This is a genomic window from Rhodococcus sp. 5G237 (genome assembly GCF_053764735.1).
Genome location: NZ_JBSNCD010000010.1, coordinates 207,854 through 234,060 on the forward strand (window position 1 = coordinate 207,854; position 26,207 = coordinate 234,060).

At 69.4% G+C, this 26,207-nt stretch carries 5 protein-coding genes (1 of these 5 cut by a window edge); 2 read left to right on the plus strand and 3 right to left on the minus strand.

Annotated features, from left to right (window positions below; all coding sequences use genetic code 11):
• The 3 genes from ACWPOC_RS22390 to ACWPOC_RS22400 all read right to left on the minus strand — a co-directional run.
• Positions 1 to 21,489 carry the 5' portion of a non-ribosomal peptide synthase/polyketide synthase gene (locus ACWPOC_RS22390; RefSeq protein ID WP_455409355.1) on the minus strand. It extends 18,540 nt beyond the left edge of the window, so 21,489 of the gene's 40,029 nt are visible here — the first part of the coding sequence; it begins with the start codon at positions 21,487 to 21,489; its stop codon lies beyond the left edge, outside the window.
• Between the two features lie 74 nt (positions 21,490 to 21,563).
• Positions 21,564 to 22,736, minus strand: a complete 1,173-nt coding sequence (locus tag ACWPOC_RS22395; RefSeq protein WP_455409356.1) for an alkane 1-monooxygenase — start codon at positions 22,734 to 22,736, stop codon at positions 21,564 to 21,566.
• 215 nt (positions 22,737 to 22,951) lie between these two features.
• A complete protein-coding gene (locus ACWPOC_RS22400) occupies positions 22,952 to 23,155 on the minus strand; it encodes a cold-shock protein (protein WP_120280264.1) in 204 nt (67 codons plus the stop codon).
• 166 nt (positions 23,156 to 23,321) lie between these two features.
• On the opposite strand from ACWPOC_RS22400, the gene ACWPOC_RS22405 reads away from it, so the two are divergent.
• Positions 23,322 to 24,578 carry a pyridoxal phosphate-dependent aminotransferase gene (locus ACWPOC_RS22405; protein WP_120280265.1) on the plus strand — a complete coding sequence of 419 codons (1,257 nt, stop codon included), beginning with the start codon at positions 23,322 to 23,324 and terminating at the stop codon, positions 24,576 to 24,578.
• Positions 24,579 to 24,905: 327 nt separating this feature from the next.
• Positions 24,906 to 26,207 (plus strand): YibE/F family protein (locus ACWPOC_RS22410; RefSeq protein ID WP_455409357.1); only part of this gene is annotated, 1,302 nt, incomplete at its 3' end.

Below are 26,207 nucleotides of genomic sequence, written 5' to 3' on the forward strand. Positions count from 1 at the left end.
CAGCTGCAGGTCGAATCGAGCTTCGGCGAAGTCCGTGTCGAGCGCGGAGATGGTCAGCTCGTCGAGTTCGAACACCGACTGCTGCATGTTCTGGAAGACGAGCATGACCTGGAACAGCGGTGTCCGCGACTGGGAGCGCGGCGGATCGAGCACCTCGACGAGCCGCTCGAACGGCACGTCCGCGTTGCCGAAGGCGCCCAGGTCGGTGTCGCGCACCTGTGCGAGCAGCTCGGTGAACGGCAGGGCCGGGTCGATGTCGTTGCGCAACACGAGGGTGTTGACGAACATGCCGATGAGGTCGTCGAGTTCGGCCTCCCCGCGACCCGCGACGGGCGTGCCGATGGTGACGTCGCGCGTACCGGCGAGTTTCGCGAGCAGGACGGCGAGCGCGGCGTGCACGACCATGAAGGTCGTCGCGTTGTGTTCGCGTGCGAGGCGTTGCAGCGCACCGACTGTGGTGGCGTCGATCTCGAAGGTGTGGCGCGCCCCGCGGTTGGTGGCGACCGGCGGACGCGGATGGTCGAGCGGCAGTTCGAGCGGCTCGGGCAGGTCTCCGAGTCGTTCGGTCCAGTAGGCCAGTTCGCGTGCGACGAGACTGTCCGGATCGTCTTCGGATCCGAGCAGGTCACGTTGCCACAGGGCGTAATCCGCATATTGGACGGCGAGCGGTGACCACGACGGCGCCTCACCGCGGCGACGCGCGTCGTAGGCGACCATGACGTCGCGGGTCAGCGGTCCCATCGAGAAGCCGTCCGCGGCAACGTGGTGCACGACGAAGACGAGCACGTATTCGTCGTCGCCGACCCGGTAGAGGCGAGTGCGGACCGGTACCTCCGAGGTGACGTCGAATCCGGCGTTCACGAATTCGACGACGGTGGGCAGGATGTCGGCCTCGTCGATCGGCACCGGTGTGACGTCCGGGCGTACTTGTGCGACGGGCAGCACGACCTGGTGCCCGACACCGTCGACCTCCGGGTAGACGGTGCGCAGGATCTCGTGGCGCGCGAACAGATCCGCGACGGCGTCTTCCAGGGCCGTCAGGTCCAGCGAGCCGGTGAGGCGGATGGCGACCGGGATGTTGTACGCGGCGGAGTCGGGGTCGAGGCGGTTGAGGAACCACATCCGCTGCTGCGCGAGCGACAGCGGTACCGAGTCGGGTCGCGGCTGCGCCTGCAGTGCCGGGCGGCCACCGGAGCCGGCGTGTTCCTCGGCCCGCACGGCCAGTGCTGCCACGGTGGGTGCCTCGAACAGCACACGCAGCGGGACACGCGCGTCGAGTGCGGTGGCGAGTCGCGCGATCACCTGGGTGGCGATCAGCGAGTTGCCGCCGAGTTCGAAGAAGTCGTCGTCCGCGCCGACACGGTCGACGCCGAGCAGGTCGCGGTAGATGCCGGCGACGATCTCCTCGATCGGGGTGGACGGCGCGCGGTACGCGCGGGTCGCGACCTCGGGCGCGGGCAGCGCCTTGCGATCGATTTTGCCGTTCGCGTTGAGCGGCAGCGCGTCGAGGATCATGACGACCGACGGCACCATGTAACTCGGAAGGCTCTGCGCGAGTGCGTCCTTCACCGTGTGCGCGTGGAGGGACTCGTCACCGGTGAGGTAGGCGACGATCCGGTCGCCGGTATGCGGGTCGCTGTGCACGACCGTCACGGCCTGCGCCACGCCCGACTGTTCCCGCAGGGCGGTGTCGATCTCGCCGAGTTCGATGCGGAAGCCGCGGAGTTTGAACTGGAAGTCGGCGCGGCCGCGGTAGTCGAGGGTGCCGTCCTCGTTCCAGGCGACGACGTCGCCGGTGCGGTAGAGACGCTCACCGGAGCCGAACGGGTCGGCGACGAACCGGTCAGCGGTGAGGTCGGGGCGTCCGGCGTAGCCACGTGCGAGCTGGGCGCCCGCGAGATAGAGCTCGCCCGTCACACCCACCGGCACGGGACGGAGGCGACCGTCGAGGACGTGGACGCGCGTGTTCCATTCCGGGCGGCCGATCGGCACCGAGTCGGTGTCGTCGCCGGTCACCGCGTGCGCTGTCACGGAGACTGCGGCCTCGGTCGGCCCGTACAGGTTGACCAGGTCGACGTCGGGGTGGAGCGACCGGAACCGCTGGGCGAGCGCGGGGGGCAGCGCCTCACCGATCGCGAGGACGCGCCGCACCGACGGACTCAGCGCACCGCCCGCCGTGTCGAGCAGCGCCTCGAGCATCGACGGCACGACGTGCAGGGTCGTCACAGCCTTCTGCCGCATGACCGCGTCGAGATAGACCGGGTCGCGATGACCGTCGGGTGCAGCGATGACGAGTCGACCACCGGAGACGAGTGCCGACCAGAATTCCCACACCGACAGGTCGAACGTCGCTGCCGTCTTGAGCAGCGCAGCGTCGCCGGAAGTCAGTCCGAAATGCTCCGTCTTCCACAGCAACTGGTTGACGATCGCCGCGTGCGGAACCGCGACGCCCTTGGGCCGCCCGGTGGAACCCGACGTGAAGATGACGTAGGCGGGGTGCTGCGGGTCGAGCGGAAGACGACGTTCGGTGTCGCGCACCGGGCTGTCGTCGAGCGCGTCGAGTTCGGGTGCGTCGACGTGCACCACGGCGCGACCGCCGGCATCGAAGTCGTCGTCGCGACCGGTCAGCACGCACACCGGGTCGGCGACCGACAGGATGTAGTCGATTCGCTCGCGCGGGTGGTCGGGGTCGAGCGGGACGTACGCGCCGCCGGCCTTCGCGACGGCGTACATGCCGATGAGCAACTCGACAGAGCGACGCATTCCCAGAGCAACGGCCGTTTCGGGGCCTACGCCGAGGTCGATCAGATGACGGGCGAGGCGGTTGATCCGCTTGTCGAACTCGCGGTAGGTGAGGGTGCCGGTCTCGTGATCGAGCGCGACGGCGTCCGGTCGGGCCGCGACCTGCGCGTCGAACAGCGACACCAGCGTCCCGGTGGGAACGTCGTGTCGAGTGTCGTTCCACTCGTGCAGGATTCGCGTGCGCTCGGCGGTATCGAGGATGTCGAGATCACCGACGGGACGGTCGGGTTCGGCGACGATTCTGTCGAGCAACCGGACGAACCGATCGACGAACACGCGGGCGGTCGACTCGTCGAACAGGGCCGACGCGTAGGTGAGATAGCCGACGATGCCGGTGGGTGTGCCTGCCTCGTCGTAGCGGTCCTGGACGATCCAGTGCAGGTCGAATTGCGAGGTGTCGTGTTCGAGGTCGACGAGGGCGACGTCGAGTCCGGGCAGCGCGAGGGTGCCCTGTTCGAAGTTCTGGAACGAGAAACCGACCTGGAACAGCGGGTGCCGCGCGGTGGAGCGCTGCGGGTTGAGCACCTCGACGAGCCGCTCGAACGGCACGTCGGCGTGCGCGAAGGCGCGCAGGTCGGATTCGCGGACGGCGGCGAGCAGGTCGTCGAAGGTGACGGCGCCGGACACCCGGGTGCGCAGCACGAGGGTGTTGACGAACATGCCGATCAGGTCGTCGAGTTCGCGTTCGCCACGACCCGCGATGGGCGTGCCGACCGCGATGTCGTCGCTGTCGGACAGTCGCGCGAGCAGCACCGACAGGGCCGCGTGCACGGCCATGAACAGCGTGGCGTGACGGCTTTGGGCGAGGTCGACGAGCCGGGCGTGGAGGTCGGCGTCGATGCGGATCTCGACGCGTCCGCCCTCGTAGGACTGCACGGCGGGTCGCCGGCGGTCGGTCGGCAGCGACAGCTGGTCGGGCAGCCCGGCGAGGGCACCACGCCAGTAGTCGAGTTGCTGCGACACCAGCGAATCGGGATCGTCCTCGGACCCGAGCACACCACGCTGCCACAGCGCGTAGTCGGCGTACTGCACCGGCAGCGGCGCCCACTCGGGCTCGGAACCGGTGAGGGCCGAGGTGTAGGCGACGAGCAGGTCGCGCACCATCGGGGCGATCGAGAAGCCGTCGCCGGAGATGTGGTGGACGACCATCGCGAGGACGTAGTCGTTCGCGCCGAGTCCGAAGAGCCCGATCCGCAGCGGCACCTCGGTGGTGACGTCGAAACGACCGGTCGCGAACGGAGCGACCGCCGCGAGCAGGGCGTCGTCCCCACCGGTGACGGTGTGGATCTCGATGTCCGGGGCGGCGTCGGCGGCCGGCAGCACGACCTGCACCGGCCCGTCGGGAGTGTCGGGGTAGACGGTCCGCAGCGATTCGTGTCGCTCGACGACGTGGGCGACCGCGATGCGCAGCAGGTCGACGTCGACCGAGCCCGACAGGCGGATGGCCATCGGCAGGTTGTAGGCCGCCGAGTCGGGATCGAAGCGGTTGAGGAACCACATCCGCTGCTGGGCGAGCGACAGCGGCACCTGCTCGGGCCGCTCCCCCGCGACGAGTGCAGGTCGTGCGGCCTGACCACCGTGCTCGGCCACCGCGGCAGCGAGCGTGTCGACGGTGGGGTGTTCGAACAGCGTGCGCAGCGGGATGTCTGCGCCGAGGGCCGCACCGATGCGGGCGATGACACGGGTCGCGATGAGCGAGTTGCCGCCGAGGGCGAAGAAGTCGTCGTCGAGACCGACTCGCTCCACCTCGAGCACCTCGGCGATCGCGGCCGCGACCGCCTGTTCCGTCGGGGTGACGGGAGGACGGAACTCGCGGACGGCGGCGACGGGTTCGGGCAGGGCGCGACGGTCGAGCTTGCCGGATGCGTTGAGCGGCAACGCGTCGAGCACCATGAGCACGTCGGGCACCATGTAGCGCGGCAGCGACCGGCCGACCGCCGTACGCGCCGCCTCGACGTCGACACTTGCGCCCGAGGACGGAACGACGTAGCCGACGAGTTGCTGACCGTGGTCGCCGTCGTGCACGACCATCACGGCCTGCGCGATCTCCGGCAGCGCAGTCAGAGCACTCTCGATCTCACCGAGTTCGATGCGCAGACCGCGCACCTTCACCTGGAAGTCGGTGCGGCCCAGGAAGTCCAGGTCCCCGCTCGGCAGGATCCGGACGAGATCACCGGTGCGGTAGAGACGTTCGCCGTCGGGTGCGGCGACGAACCGTTCGGCGGTGAGGTCGGGGCGAGCGTGGTAGCCGCGTGCGACTTGCACTCCCCCGAGGTAGAGCTCACCGGGCACCCCGATCGGCACCGGACGCAACCGCGCGTCGAGCACCTGCACGGTGGTGTTGCGGATCGGACGGCCGATCGGGACGCTGCCCGCATGCTCGGCCTCGACCCGCAAAACCGTTGCAGTGACGGTGGTTTCGGTGGGTCCGTAGGTGTTGTCGAGTGCCGCCGTCGATCGTGCGGTGAAGTCGGCAGCGAGATCGGCCGGCAGAGCTTCACCACCGACCGACAGGTAGCGCAGCGACTCGGGAAGTTGCAGTGCCGGATCGGCGAGGAACACCGCGAGCATCGACGGGACGAACTCGAGGATGCTCACGCGCTCCTCACGCGACACGCGTGCCAGGTATGCGGGGTCGCGGTGCCCACCCGGAACTGCGACGACGAGGCGTGCCCCGACCTGTAGGGGGTAGAACAGCTCCCACACCGACGCGTCGAACGTGATCGGTGTCTTGTGGAGCGCGGCGTCACCGGCGCCGAGGTCGTATCGCTCGCGCATCCACGCGATCTGGTTCGCGACCGAAAGATGGCTCACCGCAACACCCTTCGGACGTCCGGTGGAGCCGGACGTGAAGATGACGTAGGCGGTGTTGTCGGGTCGCAGCGGTGCGACGCGGTCGGCGTCGGTGAGCGGCGCGTCGGAGACGTTCGACGGCGCATCGATCTCCAGCACCGGTGCCGCGGCGGGCAACGAACCCCGATCGACTGCGGTGGTGAGCACGACGACGGGCCGCGCGAGGTCGAGCACGTACTCGGTGCGGTCGGCGGGATGTTCGGGGTCGAGCGGAACGTACGCTCCCCCGGCCTGCAAGATCGCGTAGATCGCGACCATCATCTCGATCGACCGGCCGGTGTACACGCCGACGAGGCTCTCGGGGCCCACTCCGAGTCCGGCGAGGTGCCGCGCGAGACGGTTCACCCGCGACGCGAACTGCGCGTACGTCAGTGTCGTGCCCTCGAAGATCAGTGCCGGCGCGTCCGGGGTGCGGGCGACCTGCTCGTCGAAGCGGGCGAGCAGGGTCTCGTCGACGGCCCCCGCATCGGTCGCATTGATGTCGGACAGCAGACGGATCTCGTCGTCGCCGCGCAGGTCGATGTGGCCGACCGCGACCTCCGGCGCACTCACCGCGGCGTCGACGAGCGCGACGAGGCGCTGCGCGGCCTGCGCGATGGTGTGTTCGGTGAACAGGTCGGTGGCATAGGTGATCGAGCCGTCGATGCCGAGGCGCCGTCCGTCGGCGTCGAAGGTCTCCCCGAGGTGGATCTCGAGGTCGAGCTTGGCGCCGGTCGCGCCGGGCTCGACGGTGCTCAGCCGCAGCCCGGGCAGGTCGATCTCCGAGCGCGTGAAGTTGTGCACCACGAGCAGGGTCTGGAACAGCGCCGAGTAGGCCGTGGAGCGGACCGGGTCGAGCAGTTCGACGAGGCGCTCGACCGGCACGTCAGGGTGCGAGAAGGCTGCGAGGTCGACGTCGCGCACCTGGTCGAGGATCTCGTCGAAGGTGGCGCCGGCGTCGATGCGGGTGCGCAGCACGAGGGTGTTGCCGAACATGCCGACGAGGTCGTCGAGGGCTTCCTCGCCGCGACCGGCGATCTGGGTGCCGATCGGGATGTCGCTGCTCCCCGACCAGCGGGCCAGCAGCACCGCGACGGCCGCGTGGGCGAGCATGAACAGCGTGATGCCTCGTTCGCGGGTGAACTGTTCGACGCGGTCGGCGAGCTCGGCGTCGAGAACGATGGGGACGGTCGCGCCCCGCGACGACTGCACGGGCGGACGCGGCCGGTCGGTGGGCAGTTCCACCAGGTCGGGCAGGTCGGTGAGGGTGTCGGTCCAGTACGCAAGCTGGCGGGCGAGCAGCGACTGCGGGTCGTCCTCGCTGCCGAGCAGCTTCTGCTGCCAGAGCGCGTAGTCGGCGTACTGCACGCGCAACGGCGACCAGCCGGGCTCGGCACCTTCGCGACGCGCGAGATAGGCGGTGACGACGTCGCGCGACAGCGGTGCCTGCGACCCGCCGTCACTGGCGATGTGGTGGGCGACGACGGCGAGGACGTGCTCGTCGTCGGCGAGACGGAACAGCCGGGCACGCACGGGTACGTCGACGGTGAGATCGAAACCGCGCGTGACGACATCGGTGAGGACCGCGGTGATCTCGTCGGCCGCGACGTCCTGCGGTCCGAGATCGGAGGCGGCCTCGCCGGCAGGCACGATCACCTGCGACGGACCGGTGTCGCTGTCGGGGAAGACGGTGCGCAGCGCTTCGTGACGGTCGAGGACGTCGAGCAGCGCGGCTTGCAGCGCAGGCACGCCGAGGTCGCCGCTCAGGCGCAGCACCATCGGGATGTTGAAGGCGGCCGAGCCGGGATCGAAGCGGTTGAAGAACCACATGCGCTGCTGCTGGAGCGACAGCGGGATGCGGTCGGGTCGGTCGACGGCGACGAGGTCGGGACGGCCCCCGGAACCGGCGGTGCGTGCGACGGCGGTGGCCAGCGCGGCGACCGTGGGAGCGTCGAACACCGTGCGCACGGGCACGGTGGTGTGCAGGGCGGCACCGAGCCGCGCGACCAGCTGGGTCGCGTTGAGCGAGTTGCCGCCGAGCGCGAAGAAGTCGTCGTCGAGGCCCACACGGTCGACGCCGAGCAGGTCGGCATAGACGGACGCGACTGTCTGCTCCACCGGTGTCTCGGGTGCGCGGAAGGCGCGCGCCTCGAAACCGGGGACGGGCAGTGCCTTCCGGTCGAGCTTGCCGTTGGCGGTGATGGGCAGCGCGTCGAGGACGAGGATCTGCGCGGGCACCATGTACGAGGGCAATTCGTCGGCGAGCCGGTCCCGCAATTCGTGCGGGTCGGCCGTGGCGCCGGTCGTGGGAACGACGTAACCGATGAGGCGTTCGCCGGTACGCGCGTCGGTGTGCAGGACGACGACGGCCTGGGCCACCTCGTCGGCGCGGCTCAGAGCCGCCTCGATCTCGCCGAGTTCGATGCGCAGGCCACGTACCTGCACCTGCGCGTCGCTGCGGCCGACGAAGTCGAGTTCACCGGTCGCGGTGCGACGCACGAGGTCGCCGGTGCGGTACATGAGCCCACCGGTGAACGGGTTCGCGACGAACCGCGCGGCCGTGAGTCCCGGCTGCGCGTTGTAGCCGCGCGCGAGACCGGCACCCGACAGGTACAGCTCGCCGATGACGCCGTCGGGCACGGGATGCAGACGCGTGTCGAGGACGACGGCACCGGCACCTTCGATGGGCACACCGATGGTGATGCGGTCGCCCGGCGTGAGCGGCGCGGTCTCGGTGATGATGATGGTGGTCTCGGTGGGACCGTAGCTGTTGACGAAACGGCAGACGGGACCGAACTTCTCGACGAGTTCCGGCGGGCACACGTCGCCGCCGATCACCACGGATTCGAGGTCGGGCAGGTCGTCGGGGGTGACGGTGCCGAGCGCGGCGGGCGCGGTGATGATGTGCGTGATGCGTTCGCGGCGCAGCAGGTCGGTCAGTTCGGTGCCGGCGACGATGTGCGGCGGCACGACCACCACGGTGGCACCCGCGGAGAACGCCGAGATCTGCTCGAACACCGAGGCGTCGAAGCTCGACGACGAGAACCGCAGCATCCGCGAGCCGGTGCCGAGCCCGAGTTCGGGCCGGTGGTCGGCGGTGAAGGCGTCGAGGCCGCGGTGGGTGACGACGACACCCTTCGGCGTGCCGGTGGAACCGGACGTGTAGATCATGTACGCCGCCGAGTCCGCACGCACCGCGGAAGTCACCGGCGCAGAAGGATAATCGTCGGCGTCGATGCTCAGCCACGGAACATGCGACGGTCCGTCGCCGAGTCCGAGGATCGCGCGGGAGTCGGTGAGCAGGTATGCGATACGCGCTGCGGGCAGTGCGGGATCGACGGGCACGAACGCCGCGCCGGTCTTGACCACGGCCCACAGGGCAACGACAGCGTCGAGGCTGCGCGGGAACGACAGTGCCACCACCGTTTCCGGTCCGGCACCGTGGTCGATCAGCTTGTGCGCCAGACGGTTGGAGGCGTGGTCGAGTTCGGTGTAAGTGAGCTGCCGGTCGCCGTCCACCACCGCGATACCGTCCGGGTTCGCGGCGACACCGGTGGCCAGGATCTCGGGGAAGGTCTTCTGCGGCAGCGGCGTCGGCACCGAGTACGACAGTGCCCGATCGGTCTCGGCGTCCGACAGCAGTGCGATGTCGCCGACGGCAGCCGTCGGGTCGGCCGTGCTCGCGTCGAGCAATTGCACCCACCGCGCGGCGAGATCGACGGCGGTCGTCTCGTCGAACAGGTCCGTCGCGTAGGTGAGTTCGGCGGCCAACCCGCCGGTTTCGTCCTCGCGCAGCGCGATGTCGATGTCGAACTTGGCGATGCCCAGATCCGCCTCGAGCGGCTCGACCCGCAGACCGGGCAGTTCGAGTTCACCGATGCCCTGGTTCTGCAACGACAGCGCAACCTGGAAGAGCGGCGAGTGACTCTGCGAACGCACCGGATCGACGGCTTCGACCACCTGGTCGAACGGCACGTCGGCGTGCGAGAAGGCCGCGAGATCGATAGTGCGGACCTGCTCGAGGAACTCCGCGAACGACGCCGCGGGATCGATGCGGGTGCGCAGGACGAGGGTGTTGACGAACATTCCGACGAGGTCGTCGAGGGCACGATCACCGCGACCGGCGACCGGCGTGCCCACCGACACGTCCTCGGTGTTGCCGAGACGCGCGAGCAGCACGGCGAGGGCGGCGTGCAGGACCATGAAGCGGGTCGCGCCGTGGGCGTGGGCGAGACGGTCGATGCGGGCGAGGACGTCGGGGGCGATCCGGAAGCCGGTATTGGCACCCCGGTAGGACGCCGCCGCGGGTCGCGGCCGGTCGGCGGGCAGTTCGAGGACGGCCGGGGTGTCGGCGAGGACCGAGGTCCAGTAGTCGAGTTGCTGCGTGATCGGTGCCTGCGGATCCTGCGGGTCGCCGAGCACGGTGCGCTGCCACAGCGCGAAGTCGGCGTACTGCACCGGCAACGGTTCCCAGGCGGGCTGTGCGTCGTCGAGGCGCGCGGAGTAGGCGACAAGGACGTCGCGTGCCAGCGGCACGGTCGACGCACCGTCGGCGCTGATGTGGTGGACGACCACCACGAGCACGTGGGTGCGGTCGTTCTCCCGGAACAGCGCGCCGCGGATGGGGACCTCGCGGGTGACGTCGAAGCCGCGTCCCATCACTCCGACGATCGCGGTGTGCAGGGCGTCGGTGTCGGGTGTGTCGATCGGGGTGAGGTCGAGCGGCACGTCGCCGGTGGCCAGCACGTGCTGCGACGGTCCGGCCTCGTGTTCCGGGAAGACGGTGCGCAGTGCTTCGTGCCGGTCGAGCACGTCGCGGACGGCGGCGGTGAGGGCGTCGATGTCGAGGTCGCCGTGCAGGCGCACCGCGAGCGGGATGTTGTAGAGCGGGGACGTCGGGTCGAAGCGGTTGAGGAACCACATGCGCTGCTGCGCGTACGACAGCGGTACCCGCGCTGGGCGTTCCTGCGGCACGAGCGGCAGCCGCTCCCCCGTGCCGATGTGCGAGCCGGCCGTCTCGGCGAGCGCCTGCACGGTCGATCCCTCGAACACCGCGCGCACCGGCACCGTGGTGCCGAGCGCTTCCCCGATCCGGGCCACGAGCCGGGTCGCGATGAGCGAGTTGCCGCCGAGCGCGAAGAAGTCGTCGTCGAGACCCACGCGTTCGACGCCGAGCAGTTCGGCGACGATCTCGGCCACCGTCTCCTCGACAGGGTTGGTGGGGGCACGGAACTCGCGGGTGACCGGGTCGGGCGCGGGCAGGGCCTTGCGGTCGAGCTTGCCGTTGACCGTAACGGGCACCGTCTCGATCGGCACGATCTGCGAGGGCACCATGTAGGACGGCAGGACGTCGGCGACGGCGCTGCGCAGCGCATCGGCGTCGACCTCGGCGCCGTCGCGGGGCACGACGTAGCCGACGAGCCGTTCGCCGGTGTGGGCGTCGCGGTAGACGTCCACGACGGCGTGCGCGACGGTGTCCTGACGGCTCAGCATCGCCTCGATCTCACCGAGTTCGATACGCAGACCACGCAGCTTGACCTGCGCGTCGCTGCGGCCGACGAACTCGAGTTCGCCCGACGCGCGCCGGCGCACGAGGTCGCCCGTGCGGTACATGAGGCCACCGGTGAACGGGTTCGCGACGAACCGCGAGGCCGTCATCCCGGGCCGGTCGTGGTAGCCGCGGGCCAGCGCCTGGCCGGCCAGATACAGCTCACCCAGGACACCGTCGGGCACGGGCTGCAGGCGTGCGTCGAGCACGACGGCACCGGCACCTCGGATGGGCCGGCCGATGGTGATGGCACCGCCCGCGACCAGCGCATCGGTCATCGTGATGACGATCGTGGTCTCGGTGGGGCCGTAGCTGTTGAAGAACCGGCAGCGCGGCGCGAACCGCTCGACCAGTTCGGGCGGGCACACGTCGCCGCCGACCACGACGGCCTCGAGTTCCGGCAGCCTCGCCGGGTCGACACCACCGAGCGCGGCCGGTGCGGTGAGCACGTGGGTGACGTTGTGGCGCAGCAGGAACGCGTCGAGATCGGCACCGGCGACGACCTCGGGCGGCGCGACCACCATGGTGGCTCCGGCACCGAAGGCGGCGAGCATCTCGAAGACCGACGCGTCGAAGCTCGCCGACGAGAACCGTAGTACCCGCGACTGCGCGGTGAGTCCGAGTTCGGTGCGGCACTCGGCGGTGAAGGCGTTGAGGCCGCGGTGCGTGACCACGACGCCCTTCGGGGTGCCGGTCGAACCGGACGTGTAGATCATGTACGCCGCGACGTCGGGTGCGACGTCGACGTCGAGTGCGTCGGTCGACACCTCGGCGCACCGGTCGGTGACGTCGCCGGAATTCAGCTCGAGCCAACGGAAGTCGACTGCCGGAGCGATCTCGCTCATGGTCAGGCCGAAGGCGGCACCCGAGTCCGAGAGCATGAAACCGATGCGATCGACGGGCAGCTTCACGTCGATCGGCACGAACGCCGCGCCGGTCTTCGCGACCGCCCACACCGCGACCAGCGACTCGATGGTCCGCTCGAAGGCCAGGGCCACCACGGTTTCCGGTCCGGCGCCCTCGGCGAGGAGGACATGAGCCAGGGCGTTGGAACGTTCGTCGAGTTCGCGGTAGGTGAGCTGGCGCGTCTCGTCCACGGCGGCAACACCGTTCGGCGACGCAGCGACACCGGCGGCGAGGATCTCCGGCAGCGTCCGGATGCGGATCGATTCCGGGCGCGCGGCGTCGAGTGCCCGGGCGGTCTCGTCGGCGTCGAGATACGGCAGGTCGCCGACGGGGCTGCGCGGGTCGTCGAGCAGCTGTGCCAGCATGCGGTTCCAGCGCTCGGCGGTGCGGGCGGCGGTGGACGCGTCGAACAGGTCGGTGGCGTAGGTGAGGGTGCCGGCCAGGGCGCCGTCGTCGTCGCGGAGCGTGAATTCGAGGTCGAACTTGGCGATGCCGAAGTCGGGCACGATCGGTTCGACCCGCAGCCCGGGCAGTTCGAGGTCGCTGGGATGCGCTTCCTCTACGGACAGCGCGACCTGGAACAGCGGTGCGCTGTTCTGCGACCGCACGGGGTCGACGGCCTCGACGACCTGCTCGAACGGCACCTGGACACGGGCGAAGGCGTCGAGGTCGACGTCGCGGACGGTGGCGACGATGTCGTCGAAGCCGGCAGCCGGGGCGACCGGGGTTCGCAGCACGAGGGTGTTGACGAACATGCCGATGAGGTTGTCGAGGCGGCGATCGCCACGACCGGCGACCGGCGTGCCCACGGACACGTCGTCGGTCGCACCGAGACGGGCGAGCAGCACGACGAGCGCGGCATGCAGCACCATGAACCGGCTCACGCCGTGGGCCTGCGCGTAGGCGTCGAGGCGGCGGACGGTGTCGGGATCGACGGTGAACGGCACCGCCGCGCCCCGGAACGACGAGCTCGCGGGTCGCGGCCGGTCGGTGGGCAGTTCGAGCAGCGCCGGTGCGCCGGCGAGTGTCGTGGTCCAGTGGTCGAGTTCGCGTGCGGCGGTCTCGGTGGGGGCGCCCGGTGCGCCGAGCAGCTCGCGCATCCACAGCGCGTAGTCGGCGTACTGCAGCGGCAGCGGCTCCCAGAGCGGTGCCCCACCTGTGGCGCGCGCGGAGTAGGCGAGCACGAGGTCGGTGGCGAGGACCTGGGTGGACCAGCCGTCGATGGCGATGTGGTGCACGACCATCACGACGACGTGGCTGCCGTCGGCGCACTCGAGCAGCGTCAGCTCGAGCGGCGGTTCGACGGTGATGTCGAATCCGCGTGCGGTCAGCTTCCGGATGCGTTCGGAGAGATCGATTTCCGCCACTGTCTCGGTGCCGGCGGTGAGCACGGGACGATCCCGCAGCGCATCGTCGACGGAGAGGATGTTCTGGTACGGCCCGGCATCGGAGTCCGGGTAGATCGTCCGGAGCGTCTCGTGCCGTTCGAGGATGTCGACGACCGCCGCGCGCAGGGCGTCGAGGTCGAGGTCGCCGCGCAGCCGCAGGGCGGCGCCGACGTTGTAGGCGCCGGAGCCGGGGTCGAACCGGTTGACGAACCACATGCGGGTCTGCGCCGGCGACAACGGAATCCGGTCGGGGCGCGGACCGGCCACGGGAACGGTCGCGACGGCACCGGTGCCGCGGGCACGGTCGACGGCGGCGGCGAGGCCTTCGACGGTGGGATCGTCGAACAGCGCGCGGATCCCGATGGCGGCGTCGAACGTCTCGCTGACGCGGGCGATCAATCGGGTTGCGCCGAGCGAATTCCCGCCGAGCTGGAAGAAGTTCGACGACGCACCCACCTGCTCGACTTCGAGCAACTCGCCCATGATGCGGGCGACGGCGGCCTCGGTGTCGGTGCGCGGCGCGATGTAGGCGGCGGAGGCATCGACGTCCGGTTCGGGCAGCGCCGCCCGGTCGATCTTGCCGTGCGCGGTGACGGGTAGGTCGTCGAGCAGCACGAGCACCGACGGCACCATGTGGCGGGGTACGCGATCGGCGACAGTCGCGAGCACCGCGTTCTCGTCCGGCCGCTCACCGGTGGCGACGGCGTAGGCGGCGAGATAGTCGCCGTGCCGGCCGGTGCGCAGCGTGACGACGGCCTGCGTGATGCCGGGATGCGCGAGCAGCGCGCTCTCGATCTCGCCGAGTTCGACGCGCTGACCGTTGAGTTTGACCTGGAAGTCGGTGCGGCCGAGATATTCGAGTTCGCCGTCGCGGTTCCACCGGACGCGGTCGCCGGTGCGGTACATCCGGTCGCCGGAGTTCCCGAAGGCGTTCGCGACGAAGCGGTCGGCGGTGGCGGCGGGACCGGCCTGGTAGCCCCGCGCGACCTGCGAGCCCACCACGTACAGCTCACCCGGCACCCCGACGGGGACCGGACGCAGCGCGGCGTCGAGGACGAGGAAACGGGTGTTCCACACGGGCCGGCCGAGCGGCACCTGCTCGGCATCGTCACGACGTGCGGTGCCGTGCGCGACCTGCACCATCGCGGTGCGATACGCGACCTGCACCATCGCGGTGCGATGCGCGACCTGCACCGTCGTCTCCGTCGGGCCGTAGAGGTTGTGGACCTCGGCGCCGAGCACCTCGCGGACGCGGGCGGCAGTCGTGGCCCGGAGTGCTTCACCGCCGGAGAACACTGCGCGCAGCGACGAGGCGTCGATCCCGGTGTGCTGTGCCTCGGCGACGAACAGGTCGAGCACCGACGGCACGAACTGCGCGATGGTGACGCGTTCGCGGTGGACGACGGACGCGAGGTAGGCGGGGTCTGCGTGCCCGTCGCGGTCGGCGATCACCAACCGCGACCCGCTCTGCAGCGGCAGGAACAACTCCCACACCGACGCGTCGAAGGTGAAGGGCGTCTTGTAGAGCACGGTGTCGGCGGCGTCCGGTGCGAAAGCCGCGCGCATCCAGGCGAGCTGGTTGTGCAGGGCGCCGTGCGTCACCGCGACACCCTTGGGCCGGCCCGTCGAACCGGAGGTGAAGAGCACGTAGGCGAGGTTGCCGGGGCGGAGGGCGGGTCGTTCGTCGTCGGTCAGTGGGTCGCCGCAGTATCCGTCGACGTCGGACACGTCGAGCACGCGCAGGTCGGCGGGCAGGCTGTCGCGGGTCTCGTCGGTCGCGAGCACGAGCTGCGGTGCGGCGGTGGTGAGGACGTGGGCGGTGCGCTGGGCCGGCTGGTCGGGATCGACCGGCACGTACGCTCCACCGGCGGCGAGCACGGCGTAGATCGCGACCAGCTGGTCGTAGGAGCGCGGAACGGCCACGGCGACACGCGTTTCCGCAGCGACACCCTCCGCCAGGAGCCGGCGGGCGAGACGATGCACATCGGACGCGAACTCGGCGTAGGTCGACACCGACCCGTCGACGACGACGGCCGGCGCATCGGGCGTCCGCGCGACCTGCTGTTCGAACAGCGCGACGACGTCCCCGGCGGGCACCGGGTGCGCGGTGTGGTTCCAGGAGTCGAGGACCCGCTCGCGTTCGCCGGGCAGGAACACGTCGACGGCGCCGACGGCCTCGTCGGGACGCTCGGCGACGAACGTCAGGATCTGCGTGAAACGCCGGGCGAGTTCGGCGACGGTCGCGGCATCGAAGACGTCGGTGCGGTAGCGCAGGCTCAGTCGCAGGTGCGGTTCGAGCAGCGCCATGAGCGAGAGCGGGTAGTGCGTGGCGTCGCGGGCGTCGACATCGGTGACGCGCATGCCGGCGATGTCGGTGGTCTCGTCGAATCCGGCGCGGTCGACGGGATACGACTCGAAGACGGTCAGCGTGTCGAAGAGGGTGCCTGTGCCGATGCGGTCCTGGATGGCGCCGAGGCCGACGAACTGCTGGTCGAGCAAGGCGGTCTGCTCGCCCTGCAGCCGCAGCACGAGGTCGGCGACCGTTTCGGTGTCGTCGATCCGCACCCGCACGGGCAGGGTGTTGATGAACAGGCCGAGCATGTTCTCGACATCGGGCAGGTCGGCGGGCCGGCCGGAGACGGTCGCGCCGAACACGGCGTCGCGGGCACCCCAGTGCCGGGCGAGCAGCAGGCCCCAGGCGGTCTGGACGATGGTGTTGAGGGTCGCGCCGGTGCGGCGTGACAGCTGTCCGAGAGCGTCGATGTCGTCGGCGTCGAGGTCGATGTCGATCTGGACGGGCGCGTCGTCGACGGCGTCGGTGGCCCCGGGCGCGACCAGCGTGGGTTCGTCGAGGTCGGCGAAGGCCTCCGCCCATGCGTCGAGGGCGCGGTCGGTGTCCTGCCGGTCGAGCCAGGCCAGGTAGTCGCGGTAGGACGCGGGAGTGGGCGGTGCCGCCTGTCCGCCGGCGGCGTAGCCGACGAGGAGTTCGCGCACGAGCAGCGGCATCGACCAGCCGTCGAGCACGATGTGGTGGTTGGTGAGCGCGAGGACGGCGCGCTGCTCGGGGAGCCGGACGAGGACGGCGCGCAGCAGCGGCGGATGCGCGAGATCGAAGCGGGCGAAGCGTTCGGTGTCGAGGAGCGCTTGCAGGTCGCTGCGCGGGTCGGACGATCCGGTGAGATCGACTTCTCGCCAAGGCATCTCGACCTGATCCAGAACGAGCTGGACCGGGGTTCCGGTGTCGTCGTGCACGAAGGCCGTGCGCAGAGCGGCGTGTCGTGCGAGCAGCGACGCGAAGGCCGCCTGCCAGCGACCGGCATCGACGTCGCCGGCGAGATCGAGGCGGAGTTGTGCGGTGTAGACGTCGACCGCGTCGACGGACAGCGCGGCGTGGAAGGCCAGACCGGTCTGCAGAGGCGAGAGCGGCCAGATGTCGGCGAGTCGCCCGAAGCGGTCCTCCCACTGCTCGATCTGCTGCTGGTGGGTGTGCACGAGCGGCACGTCGGATGGGGTGAGACCGCCGGCGTCGGGTCGCTGTGTGTGCGCGGCGAGGCCGACGAGTGCGTCCTTCCACCGCTCGGCGAGCGCGCCGACCGTCTCGGCGGAGATCACCCGCGGCACATAGGTGAACGACGCGGTGAGGTGCGCACCGTCGGGGCCGTCGACGACCATCGCGTTGATGTCGACGGCGACCGACGCGGCCATCTGCGACGCGCGGTTGGGGTCGAGGGCGAGATCGAGCGGCACCCAGCCGATCTCGCGGATCTCGTCGGCGATGTGGCCGGAGGTGAGGCGGCCGAGATAGTTGAACGACACCTGCGCGGTGGGCAGGTCGGCGAGGACCGGCGACGTCTGCGCGTCGAGGTGTCGCAGGATGCCGTATCCGACACCGTTGTTCGGGACGGCGGCGAGTCGTTCCTTGACGGCCTTGACCACGGAGGCGCTCGCACGTCCTCCGGCGGAGGCGTCGGTGAGATCGAGGTCGTCGGCGAGGTCGAGACGCACGGGATACGCGCTGGTGAACCAGCCGACGGTGCGGGCCAGGTCGACGGTGCCGGTGGCGTCGAGGTCGCGGCCGTGCCCTTCGAGGGTGAGCAGTAGCGAGCGATGCCCGTCCTGGGCAGCGGCGAGCGCGAGGGCGGTGAGCAGTCCGTCGGCGGTGCCGCTGCCGTACAGCTCGGGCAGTCGGGTGAGCACCGCGTCGGTCACGCTCGGGTCGAGATCGATGCGGACGGTCGCGGTAGTCGCGAGGGTGTCGATCTCCGGGTCGAGCGGTGCGACTCCGGCGAGTAGTGCTGCACCACTGAGGGTTTCGGTCCAGTAGTCGAGTTCGCCCGCGTGGTCGCGGGCAGTGTCGTGCAGGGCGTGCGCCCAGCGACGGTAGGAGGTGCCCACCTCGGGAAGCGACGGCGTTTGTCCTGCCGCGACCTGCATCCACGCCTGACCGAGATCGGGCAACAGCACCCGCCACGACACGCCGTCGACCACCAGGTGGTGCGCAACGAGCAGCAATCGGCCCTGCTCGCCGGGTTCGGCGACGTCGAACCACACGACGCGCAGCACGAGACCGGATTCCGGATCCAGATCGTGGGCAGCAGCGTCGCATTCGTCGTCGACGTAAGCGTCCGCCGAGACGGTGTCGGCGACCGGGATGCGGGTGATCCACGCGTCGAGATCCGGCAGTGCGGCGTGCGTGCGCCACTGCCCGTCGCGCAGTGTGGAGCGCAGGATGTCGTGCCGGGCGACGACGGCCGCGAGCGCGGCCCGCAGGTCGTCGTAGGTCAGATCCGCGGGAGTGGAGACGAGGACGGCCTGCGCGAAGGTGGAATAGTCGCCGCGCCCGAGCATCTCGTGCACGATGGGCGTGATCGGGATGTCGCCCACGCCTCCGCCGGGCAGTTCGTCGAGGACGAGTGCGGTGGGGACGGCGGTCGCGACCCGCGCGAGCGCCGCGATGGTCTTGTGTTCGAAGATCTGCCGGGCGGTGATGTGCAGTCCGGCGGCCTTGGCGCGGGCGGCGAACTGCATCGCGACGATGCTGTCGGCGCCGAGGGCGAACAGCGAGTCGTCGACGCCGATGCGCTCGACGTCGAGCAGTCCGGTGGCGATCTCGGCGAGGAGGCGTTCGGATTCGGTTTCGGGGGCGCGGAACTCGGCAGTGGCGAACTGCGGTGCCGGGAGGGCGGCGCGGTCGAGTTTGCCGGCGGGGGTCACCGGGATCTCGGTGAGTTCGACAACGGCGGCGGGCACCATGTGCGACGGGAGGACGCGAGCGACGCCGTCGAGCAACGCCTGCATATCGAAGGTCGCGCCGGATTCCATACGTACGTACGACACGGGCACGACGGAGCTGCCACTGTCGTGCACGACGGTCGTCGCGAAGTCGACGCCGTCCTGATCGAGCAGGGCGTTGTCGATCTCGCCCAGTTCGATGCGGAAGCCGCGGATCTTCACCTGGAAGTCGGAGCGGCCCACGAAGTCGAGCTGGTGATCGGGTGTCCACCGCACCTCGTCGCCGGTGCGGTACAGGCGCGTTCCGGGCTCGAAAGGATTGGCCACGAACCGATCCGCGGTCTGCCCGGGACGGCGATGGTAACCACGCGCCAGTGCCGGTCCGCCGAGATACAGCTCGCCGACGAAGCCGACGGGCACCGGCCGCAGGCGACGGTCGAGCACGACGGCGACGACCCCGTCGAGGGGACGTCCGATGGTGATCGGGTCGCCGGGGGCCAATGGGTCGCCGGCGGTGACGACGATGGTGGTCTCGGTGGGCCCGTAACTGTTGGTGAACCGGCAGGTGGGAGCGAAGCGTTCGACAAGGTCGGCGGTGCACACGTCGCCGCCGACGACGACGGCCTCGAGGTCCGGCAGACCCGCGGGGTCGACGGTGTTGAGCACGGTGGGCGCCGAGACGATGTGCGTGACCCGGTGGGTGCGCAGGACGTCGACGAGCTCGTCGCCGCCGAGGACGTGCGGCGGCGCCACGACCATGGAGGCACCGGCGCTGAAGGCCTGCAGCATCTCGAAGATCGACGCGTCGAAGCTCGCCGACGAGAACCGGAGCATCCGCGAGCTCGTGCCGAGCGCGAGTTCGGGGCGGGCGTCGGCGGCGAAGGTCGCGAGCCCGAGATGGGTGACGACCACGCCCTTCGGGGTGCCGGTGGAGCCCGAGGTGTAGATCATGTACGCCGAGTTCTCCGGCACGGCCCGCGAGCGCACCGTCTCGACGTCTGTACCCGAGGGGAGCGGGTCATCCACAGCGATCCAGCGGGGTCCGGACGGCAGCTCCGCGATCCGGCTGCGCACGGTAAGCCCGAGCTGCGCACCGGAATCACCCACCATGTAGGCGATCCGGTCGGCCGGGAGCGCCGGGTCGATCGGGACGAAGGCCGCGCCGGTCTTCGCCACTGCCCACACCGCAATCAGCGCGTCGGCGCCGCGGTCCATGCTCAGCGCCACGAAGGTCTCGGGGGCAGCCCCGGCCTCGACGAGCTGTGCGGCGAGACGGTTCGAGAGGTCGTCGAGTTCGCGGTAGGTGACCTGCCGGTCGCCGTCGATGATCGCGACACCGTCGGGATTGCGGCGCACGCCGTCGGCGAGGAAGTCGGCGAACAGGCGCACGGGCTGCGCGGGCAGTCCGCGATACGGGACGAGGCGCTCGTATTCGTCGTCGTGCAGGACAGGTAGCGTGCCGATGGTGCGGTCGGAGTCGGCGAACTCGCCGAGATACTCGACGAATCGTGTGTGGTGCGAGCGCAGTTCGTCGACCGTGTACAGGTGGGGGTTGGCCTCGAGGTCGATGTGGGCGGGCTGTCCCGGTGCGCTCGGGTAGATGTTGAGCGAGAGGTCGTCGACCGGTCCGGTGCTCAGCACGTGCCGGCGGCCGACCGAATCGCCGTAGCGGATCTCGTGGTCGAACATCATGATGTTGACCGCGGGTCCGAAGAATCCGCGGTCGGCACTGCCGTAGCCGGTGTCGCGGCGCATGTCCTCGTGCCGGTACCGCTGGTGACGCAGTGCCCCGGTGAATTCGAGCTGCATCCGGTCGATCAGATCGTCGCGGCTGCCGTCCGGTTCGACGGCCACGCGGATCGGGACGACGTTGGAGACCATGCCGCCGGAACGACGCAGGCGGACGGTGGTGCGGGCCGAGACCGGGAGGCTGAGCACCACGTCGGTCTCGCCGGTGACGCGAGCGAGGAAGGCCGCGAACGCTGCGGCGACCACGGTCGCGAAGGTCGTGGTCTTCTCGCGCTCGGCGATCATCCGGTCGACCGCGGCCTCGACCCGCTCGGGCAGCGGCGCGCTGAACCGGACGGGGTGCGGGCCGACGGGCGCGGCGCGACCGGCGAGGCTGATGGGGTGCGGCAGATCGCGGATGCGGTCGGCCCAGTAGTCGCGGTCGCTGACGAATCGGGCCGAGTCGCGGTAGCGCTGTTCGTCTTCGACGATCTCCGGCAGCGGGCTCACGTCGAAGCGGGCGGGCTCGCGGTGCTGCACCGCGGCGCTGTAGCGCTCGGCGGTGCGGGTGTCGAAGGTCGTCGCCCCGTAGCCGTCGAGGGCGATGTGGTGGATCCGGGTGTAGACGAAATGGCGGTCGTCGGCGATGCGCAGGACCGCGCACACGATCAAACGGTCTTCGAGCATGTCGAGGGGCGTGCGGTACTCGGCTCGCATCCAGGCGAGGGCCGCCGCCTCGGGATCGTCCTCGTCGCGCAGGTCGAGGATGGTGGCGCGGTCCTCGAGGGTGTGGTCGATGACCTGACGAGGGTGGCCGTCGACCTCGAAGATGCGGAGCATGCCGGTGCCGAGTTCGCGGGCGGTGGCGGCGCCGGCGTCGGCGAAGATCTCGGGATCGAAGTCGCCACGGACGTCGACGTACTGGGCGATGGTCAGTGGAATGTCGCCAAGCAGATGCTGGGCGAACCAGATTCCGCGCTGTGCCGACGAGAGCGGGAAACCGTCGCCGTCCTCCCCTACCTGCGACGATGCAGGCACATGCTGCTGTTCCACTTATCTCCCCGGGCGCGCACGATCCGCACGGGTGTGCGCATCACAGAAACGGCGCTGTCTCCCCGACACGGCGCCTAATTCCGACCACCGTATCGTGCCTGAATCGCCGTTCGTTTCTCAGGCCGAATGTTGATTCGCGACAGATCGTGTCCGTAGTGCTCGAGCAGTCGCGGGTCCATTATCCGCCGCCACAGGGGCGGGAACAGCGCCAGGATGATCAATACCGCGTAGCCGGCCGGCAGCTGCGGCGCCTGCGGCATGGACCGCAGGGTCTGGTAACGGCGCAGGGGATTGGCGTGGTGGTCGCTGTGCCGCTGCAGGTTGTAGAGGAACAGGTTGGAACACACGTGGTTGCTGTTCCAGCTGTGCTGGGGTTGAACCCGTTCGTAGCCGCCGTCCGGTCGCTTCTCGCGCAACAGACCGTAGTGCTCGAGATAGTTGGCGCCCTCGAGGAACATGATCGCCATGACGGCCTGGACGACGAGCCACGGAGCGATCGACCAGCCGAACACCGCGATGAGCACGGCGTAGAGAACGACGCTCAGCGCCCATGCGTTGAGGATGTCGTTGTGCCGCACGTTCCAGAAGGACGTACCGCGACGCTCGAGGCGGCCCTTCTCGTAGCGGATCGCCGAGCGGAGGCTGCCGAACACCGAGCGCGGCAGGAACCGCCAGTAGCTCTCGCCCATGCGGGCGGTGGCCGGGTCCTCCGGGGTCGCGACGCGCGCGTGGTGTCCACGATTGTGTTCGACGTAGAAGTGGCCGTAGAACGACTGGGCGAGGGCGATCTTCGCGAGACGCCGCTCGAGGGTGGTGCGTTTGTGGCCGAGTTCGTGCGCCGCATTGATGCCGACACCGCCGACGATGCCGAGCGTGGCGGCCATCGCGAATCGTTCGGCGCCGCCCATGGGCTGCGACACCCACATCCAGCACCCGAAGGCCAGGCCCGCGTATTGGAGCGGGAGATAGAGATAGGTGCAGTAGCGGTAGTACCGGTCGTTCTCGAGGGTCCGCATCATGCTCTCGGGCGGATTGCTCGTGTCGAGTTTCGCGAACGCGTCGACCAGCGGGCAGATGATGGCGATGACCAGTGCACCGGTGGCCCAGAAGACACCGAGGTGCAGATATTCGACGAGGAAGTAGGCGATGAACGGGCTCAGGGGGACGACGAGTCCGTACAGCCAGAGGCGCTTCTTGGGGTCGGTCCATCGATCGTGTGTCGCACTGCGAGGAGTAGCCGAATCCACAAACACCCATTCCCCCACGAAGGAAAAACCGTCCGGTACGAATCCCCCCGCACCGGAGAAAACAAACTGTTACCCCACGACTCGGATATACCTTACAAGCCGTACTTACCGACAGGTAGGTCCATACCTTCCTGTTGTGGTGGAGAGCACACGACGACGGCGCCGCACCGGAAGATGCGACGCCGTCGAACGCGGAATTCTCGAAAGGGTGCGATCTAGATGATGCGCACGCCCTGAGCCTGCGGGCCCTTCTGCCCCTGACCGATCTCGAACTCGACTCGTGCCCCCTCGTCCAGGGTCTTGAAGCCCGACCCCTGGATCTCGGAGTAATGGACGAAAACGTCTGCTCCCCCACCATCCTGCTCGATGAAGCCGAAGCCCTTTTCCGCGTTGAACCACTTGACAGTGCCCTGCGCCATACCACTTGCTCCTTGCATTCCCCCACGTCACCCCGACGTGCGGCCTAGATGGACCTCGATCATCGCATTGATCCGGACATTCGTCGCGCCTTGTTTCCCGAGTCGTTACCGCAACCGAGAAAACGCGGATGAAATCGTGTTGCAGCACGGTGGCACCATGTAACCCGTGACTACCGAGGAGCAAGGCCAACTTCACCATCACATCAGCCGTCGGCTCGAGCAGTCGTCGAAGCTGCAGAACGTGCTCTACGAGATTCGCGGGCCGGTGCACGCCCACGCCGCGCGGCTCGAGGCCGAGGGGCATCGCATCCTCAAGCTCAACATCGGCAACCCCGCACCGTTCGGGTTCGAGGCGCCCGACACGATCGTGCAGGACATGATCGCGGCGCTGCCCCACGCGCAGGGCTACTCGGAGTCCAAGGGCATCGCCTCCGCCCGTCGCGCGATCGTCACGCGCTACGAACTCGTGCCTCGCTTCCCGAAGTTCGACATCAACGACGTCTACCTGGGCAACGGTGTCTCCGAGCTCATCACCATCACGATGCAGGCCCTACTCGACGACGGCGACGAGGTGCTCATTCCGGCACCCGACTACCCGTTGTGGACGGCGATGACCTCGCTGGCCGGTGGCACCCCGGTGCACTACCTGTGCGACGAGACCAACGACTGGAACCCGGACCTCGACGACATCGAGTCCCGGATCACCGAGCGCACCAAGGCGATCGTGGTGATCAACCCGAACAACCCGACGGGCGCCGTGTACTCGCAGGAGGTGCTCGAGGGGATCGTGCGCCTCGCGCGCAAGCACCAGCTGCTGCTGCTCGCCGACGAGATCTACGACAAGATCCTCTACGACGACGCCAAGCACATCTCCCTCGCCTCGCTGGCCCCCGACCTGCTCTGCCTGACCTACAACGGCCTGTCGAAGGCGTACCGCGTCGCCGGCTACCGGTCGGGCTGGATGGTCATCACCGGCCCGAAGGAGCACGCGGCAGGCTTCCTGGAAGGCATCGACCTGCTCGCCTCGACGCGCCTGTGCCCCAACGTGCCGGCCCAGCACGCGATCCAGGTGGCGCTCGGTGGCTATCAGAGCATCGAGGATCTCGTCCTGCCCGGCGGGCGCCTGCTCGAGCAGCGCGACGTCGCCTGGGAACGGCTCAACGCCATCCCGGGCGTGAGCTGCGTGAAGCCACGCGGTGCGCTGTACGCCTTCCCGCGTCTGGATCCGGAGGTCTACGACATCCACGACGACGAGAAGCTCGTGCAGGATCTGCTGCTGCAGGAGCGCATCCTCGTCACCCAGGGCACGGGCTTCAACTGGCCGAACCACGACCATCTGCGGATCGTCACGCTGCCGTGGGCACGCGATCTGGCGGTGGCGATCGAGCGGATCGGCAACTTCCTGTCCTCCTACAAGCAGTAGGAGGGCGGCTCCGACCTCGGGAAGATCATCGTTACCGAACAGTTACTTTGCGGTTTTCGGGACCAAAGTCCCTGTTTGGAGGCACGCGCTACCTACCCGAACGGACAGTTTGTCGGGTTCGTGACCATCGCCACACGCCAACCCCTCCCCAAGCCGGGGCCGGAACCAGTAATTTGTCTTATGGCACTAAGCACTACGCAATGTGCCGGGCTCCCTGATCGATCGCCATCCCCCCTGTGCGAGATCAGGTGACGGTGGCGGGGACACCCCCCCTGCTCCCCGCCACCACCAGCCCAAATCTCCTCGCTTCTTGGCTAGCCTGTCCGGGTGAATCACGGACACGGCCATTTCAGCCACGGACACGGTCACGGCCACGGGCAGGCCGAAAGTCCCATCCCGCTCGGCCCCATCGCCGCGAAGATCGTCGTCGGCCTACTGGCCGCAATCGGTCTCCTGGTGCTCTTCGGCACCGCCCTGCTGTGGCCGAGCAGCCGTTCCGTGGACATCCCCGCCCCCTTCCAGACCAGCGGCGGTGGCGCAGTCGTCACCGAGGCCGGGACGGTCGTCGAACAGAACACCGGACCGTGCGGCAGCCCGTCCTTCGGGCGCGTCTTCACCGGTGAGCCGTCCCCTCCCTCGAGCAACACCTTCGACTGCGAACGCAGCATCGTCGCCATCGAATCCGGTCCCGACGACGGCGCCCGGACCCTCCTCGAGGTGATCCCCGGCCCGGGTCAGCCCGAACTGCAGGCCGGCGACGAGATCCGCCTCGTCCGCCAGACCGATCCGGCGGGCGCCACCCAGTACTCCTTCTACGACTACGCCCGCGGCTTCCCGCTCGCCCTGGTGGTCGCGGCGTTCGCCGTCGTGGTGGTCGCGATCGCCCGCTGGCGCGGTCTGCGGGCCCTGATCGGCCTGGGCGTCGCGTTCGGTGTGCTGGTGGTGTTCATGCTCCCGGCGCTACTGGACGGCAAACCCGCCGTGCCGGTCGCGCTCGTCGGCGGTGCGCTCATCCTCTACGCGGTGCTGTATCTGGCGCACGGCGTGAATCTGAGGACCAGTTCGGCGTTGCTCGGCACACTCGCCTCGATGGTCGTGGCAGCCCTGCTGTCCTACGTGGCGATCCGGATGACGCACCTGACCGGTCTGTCGGAGGAACAGAACACCGACGTGCAGCTGTACATCGGGCACGTGTCGATCTCGGGCCTGCTGCTGGCCGGATTCATCATCGGCTCGCTCGGTGTGCTCAACGACGTCACCATCACGCAGGCGTCGTCGGCATTCGAACTCGCGGGGCTCGATCCCGAGTCGTCGCGCCGGGAGATCTTCTCGGCGGCGATGCGTGTGGGCCGCGACCACATCGCCAGCACCGTCTACACGCTCGTCCTCGCCTACGCGGGCGGCGCGCTGCCGCTACTGCTGCTGTTCTCGGTGGCCGGGCGGTCGATCACCGATGTGATCACCGGCGACGCCGTGGCCATCGAGGTGGTCCGCGCATGCGTCGGCGGTATCGCGCTGATGTTGTCGGTGCCGCTCACCACGGCGATCGCCGCCGTGCTCGCGCGCACCGACGCACCCGGACAGCAGACGGGTGGCCGGCACGCGGCAGGTGCGGGTGCCTGCCGGTTG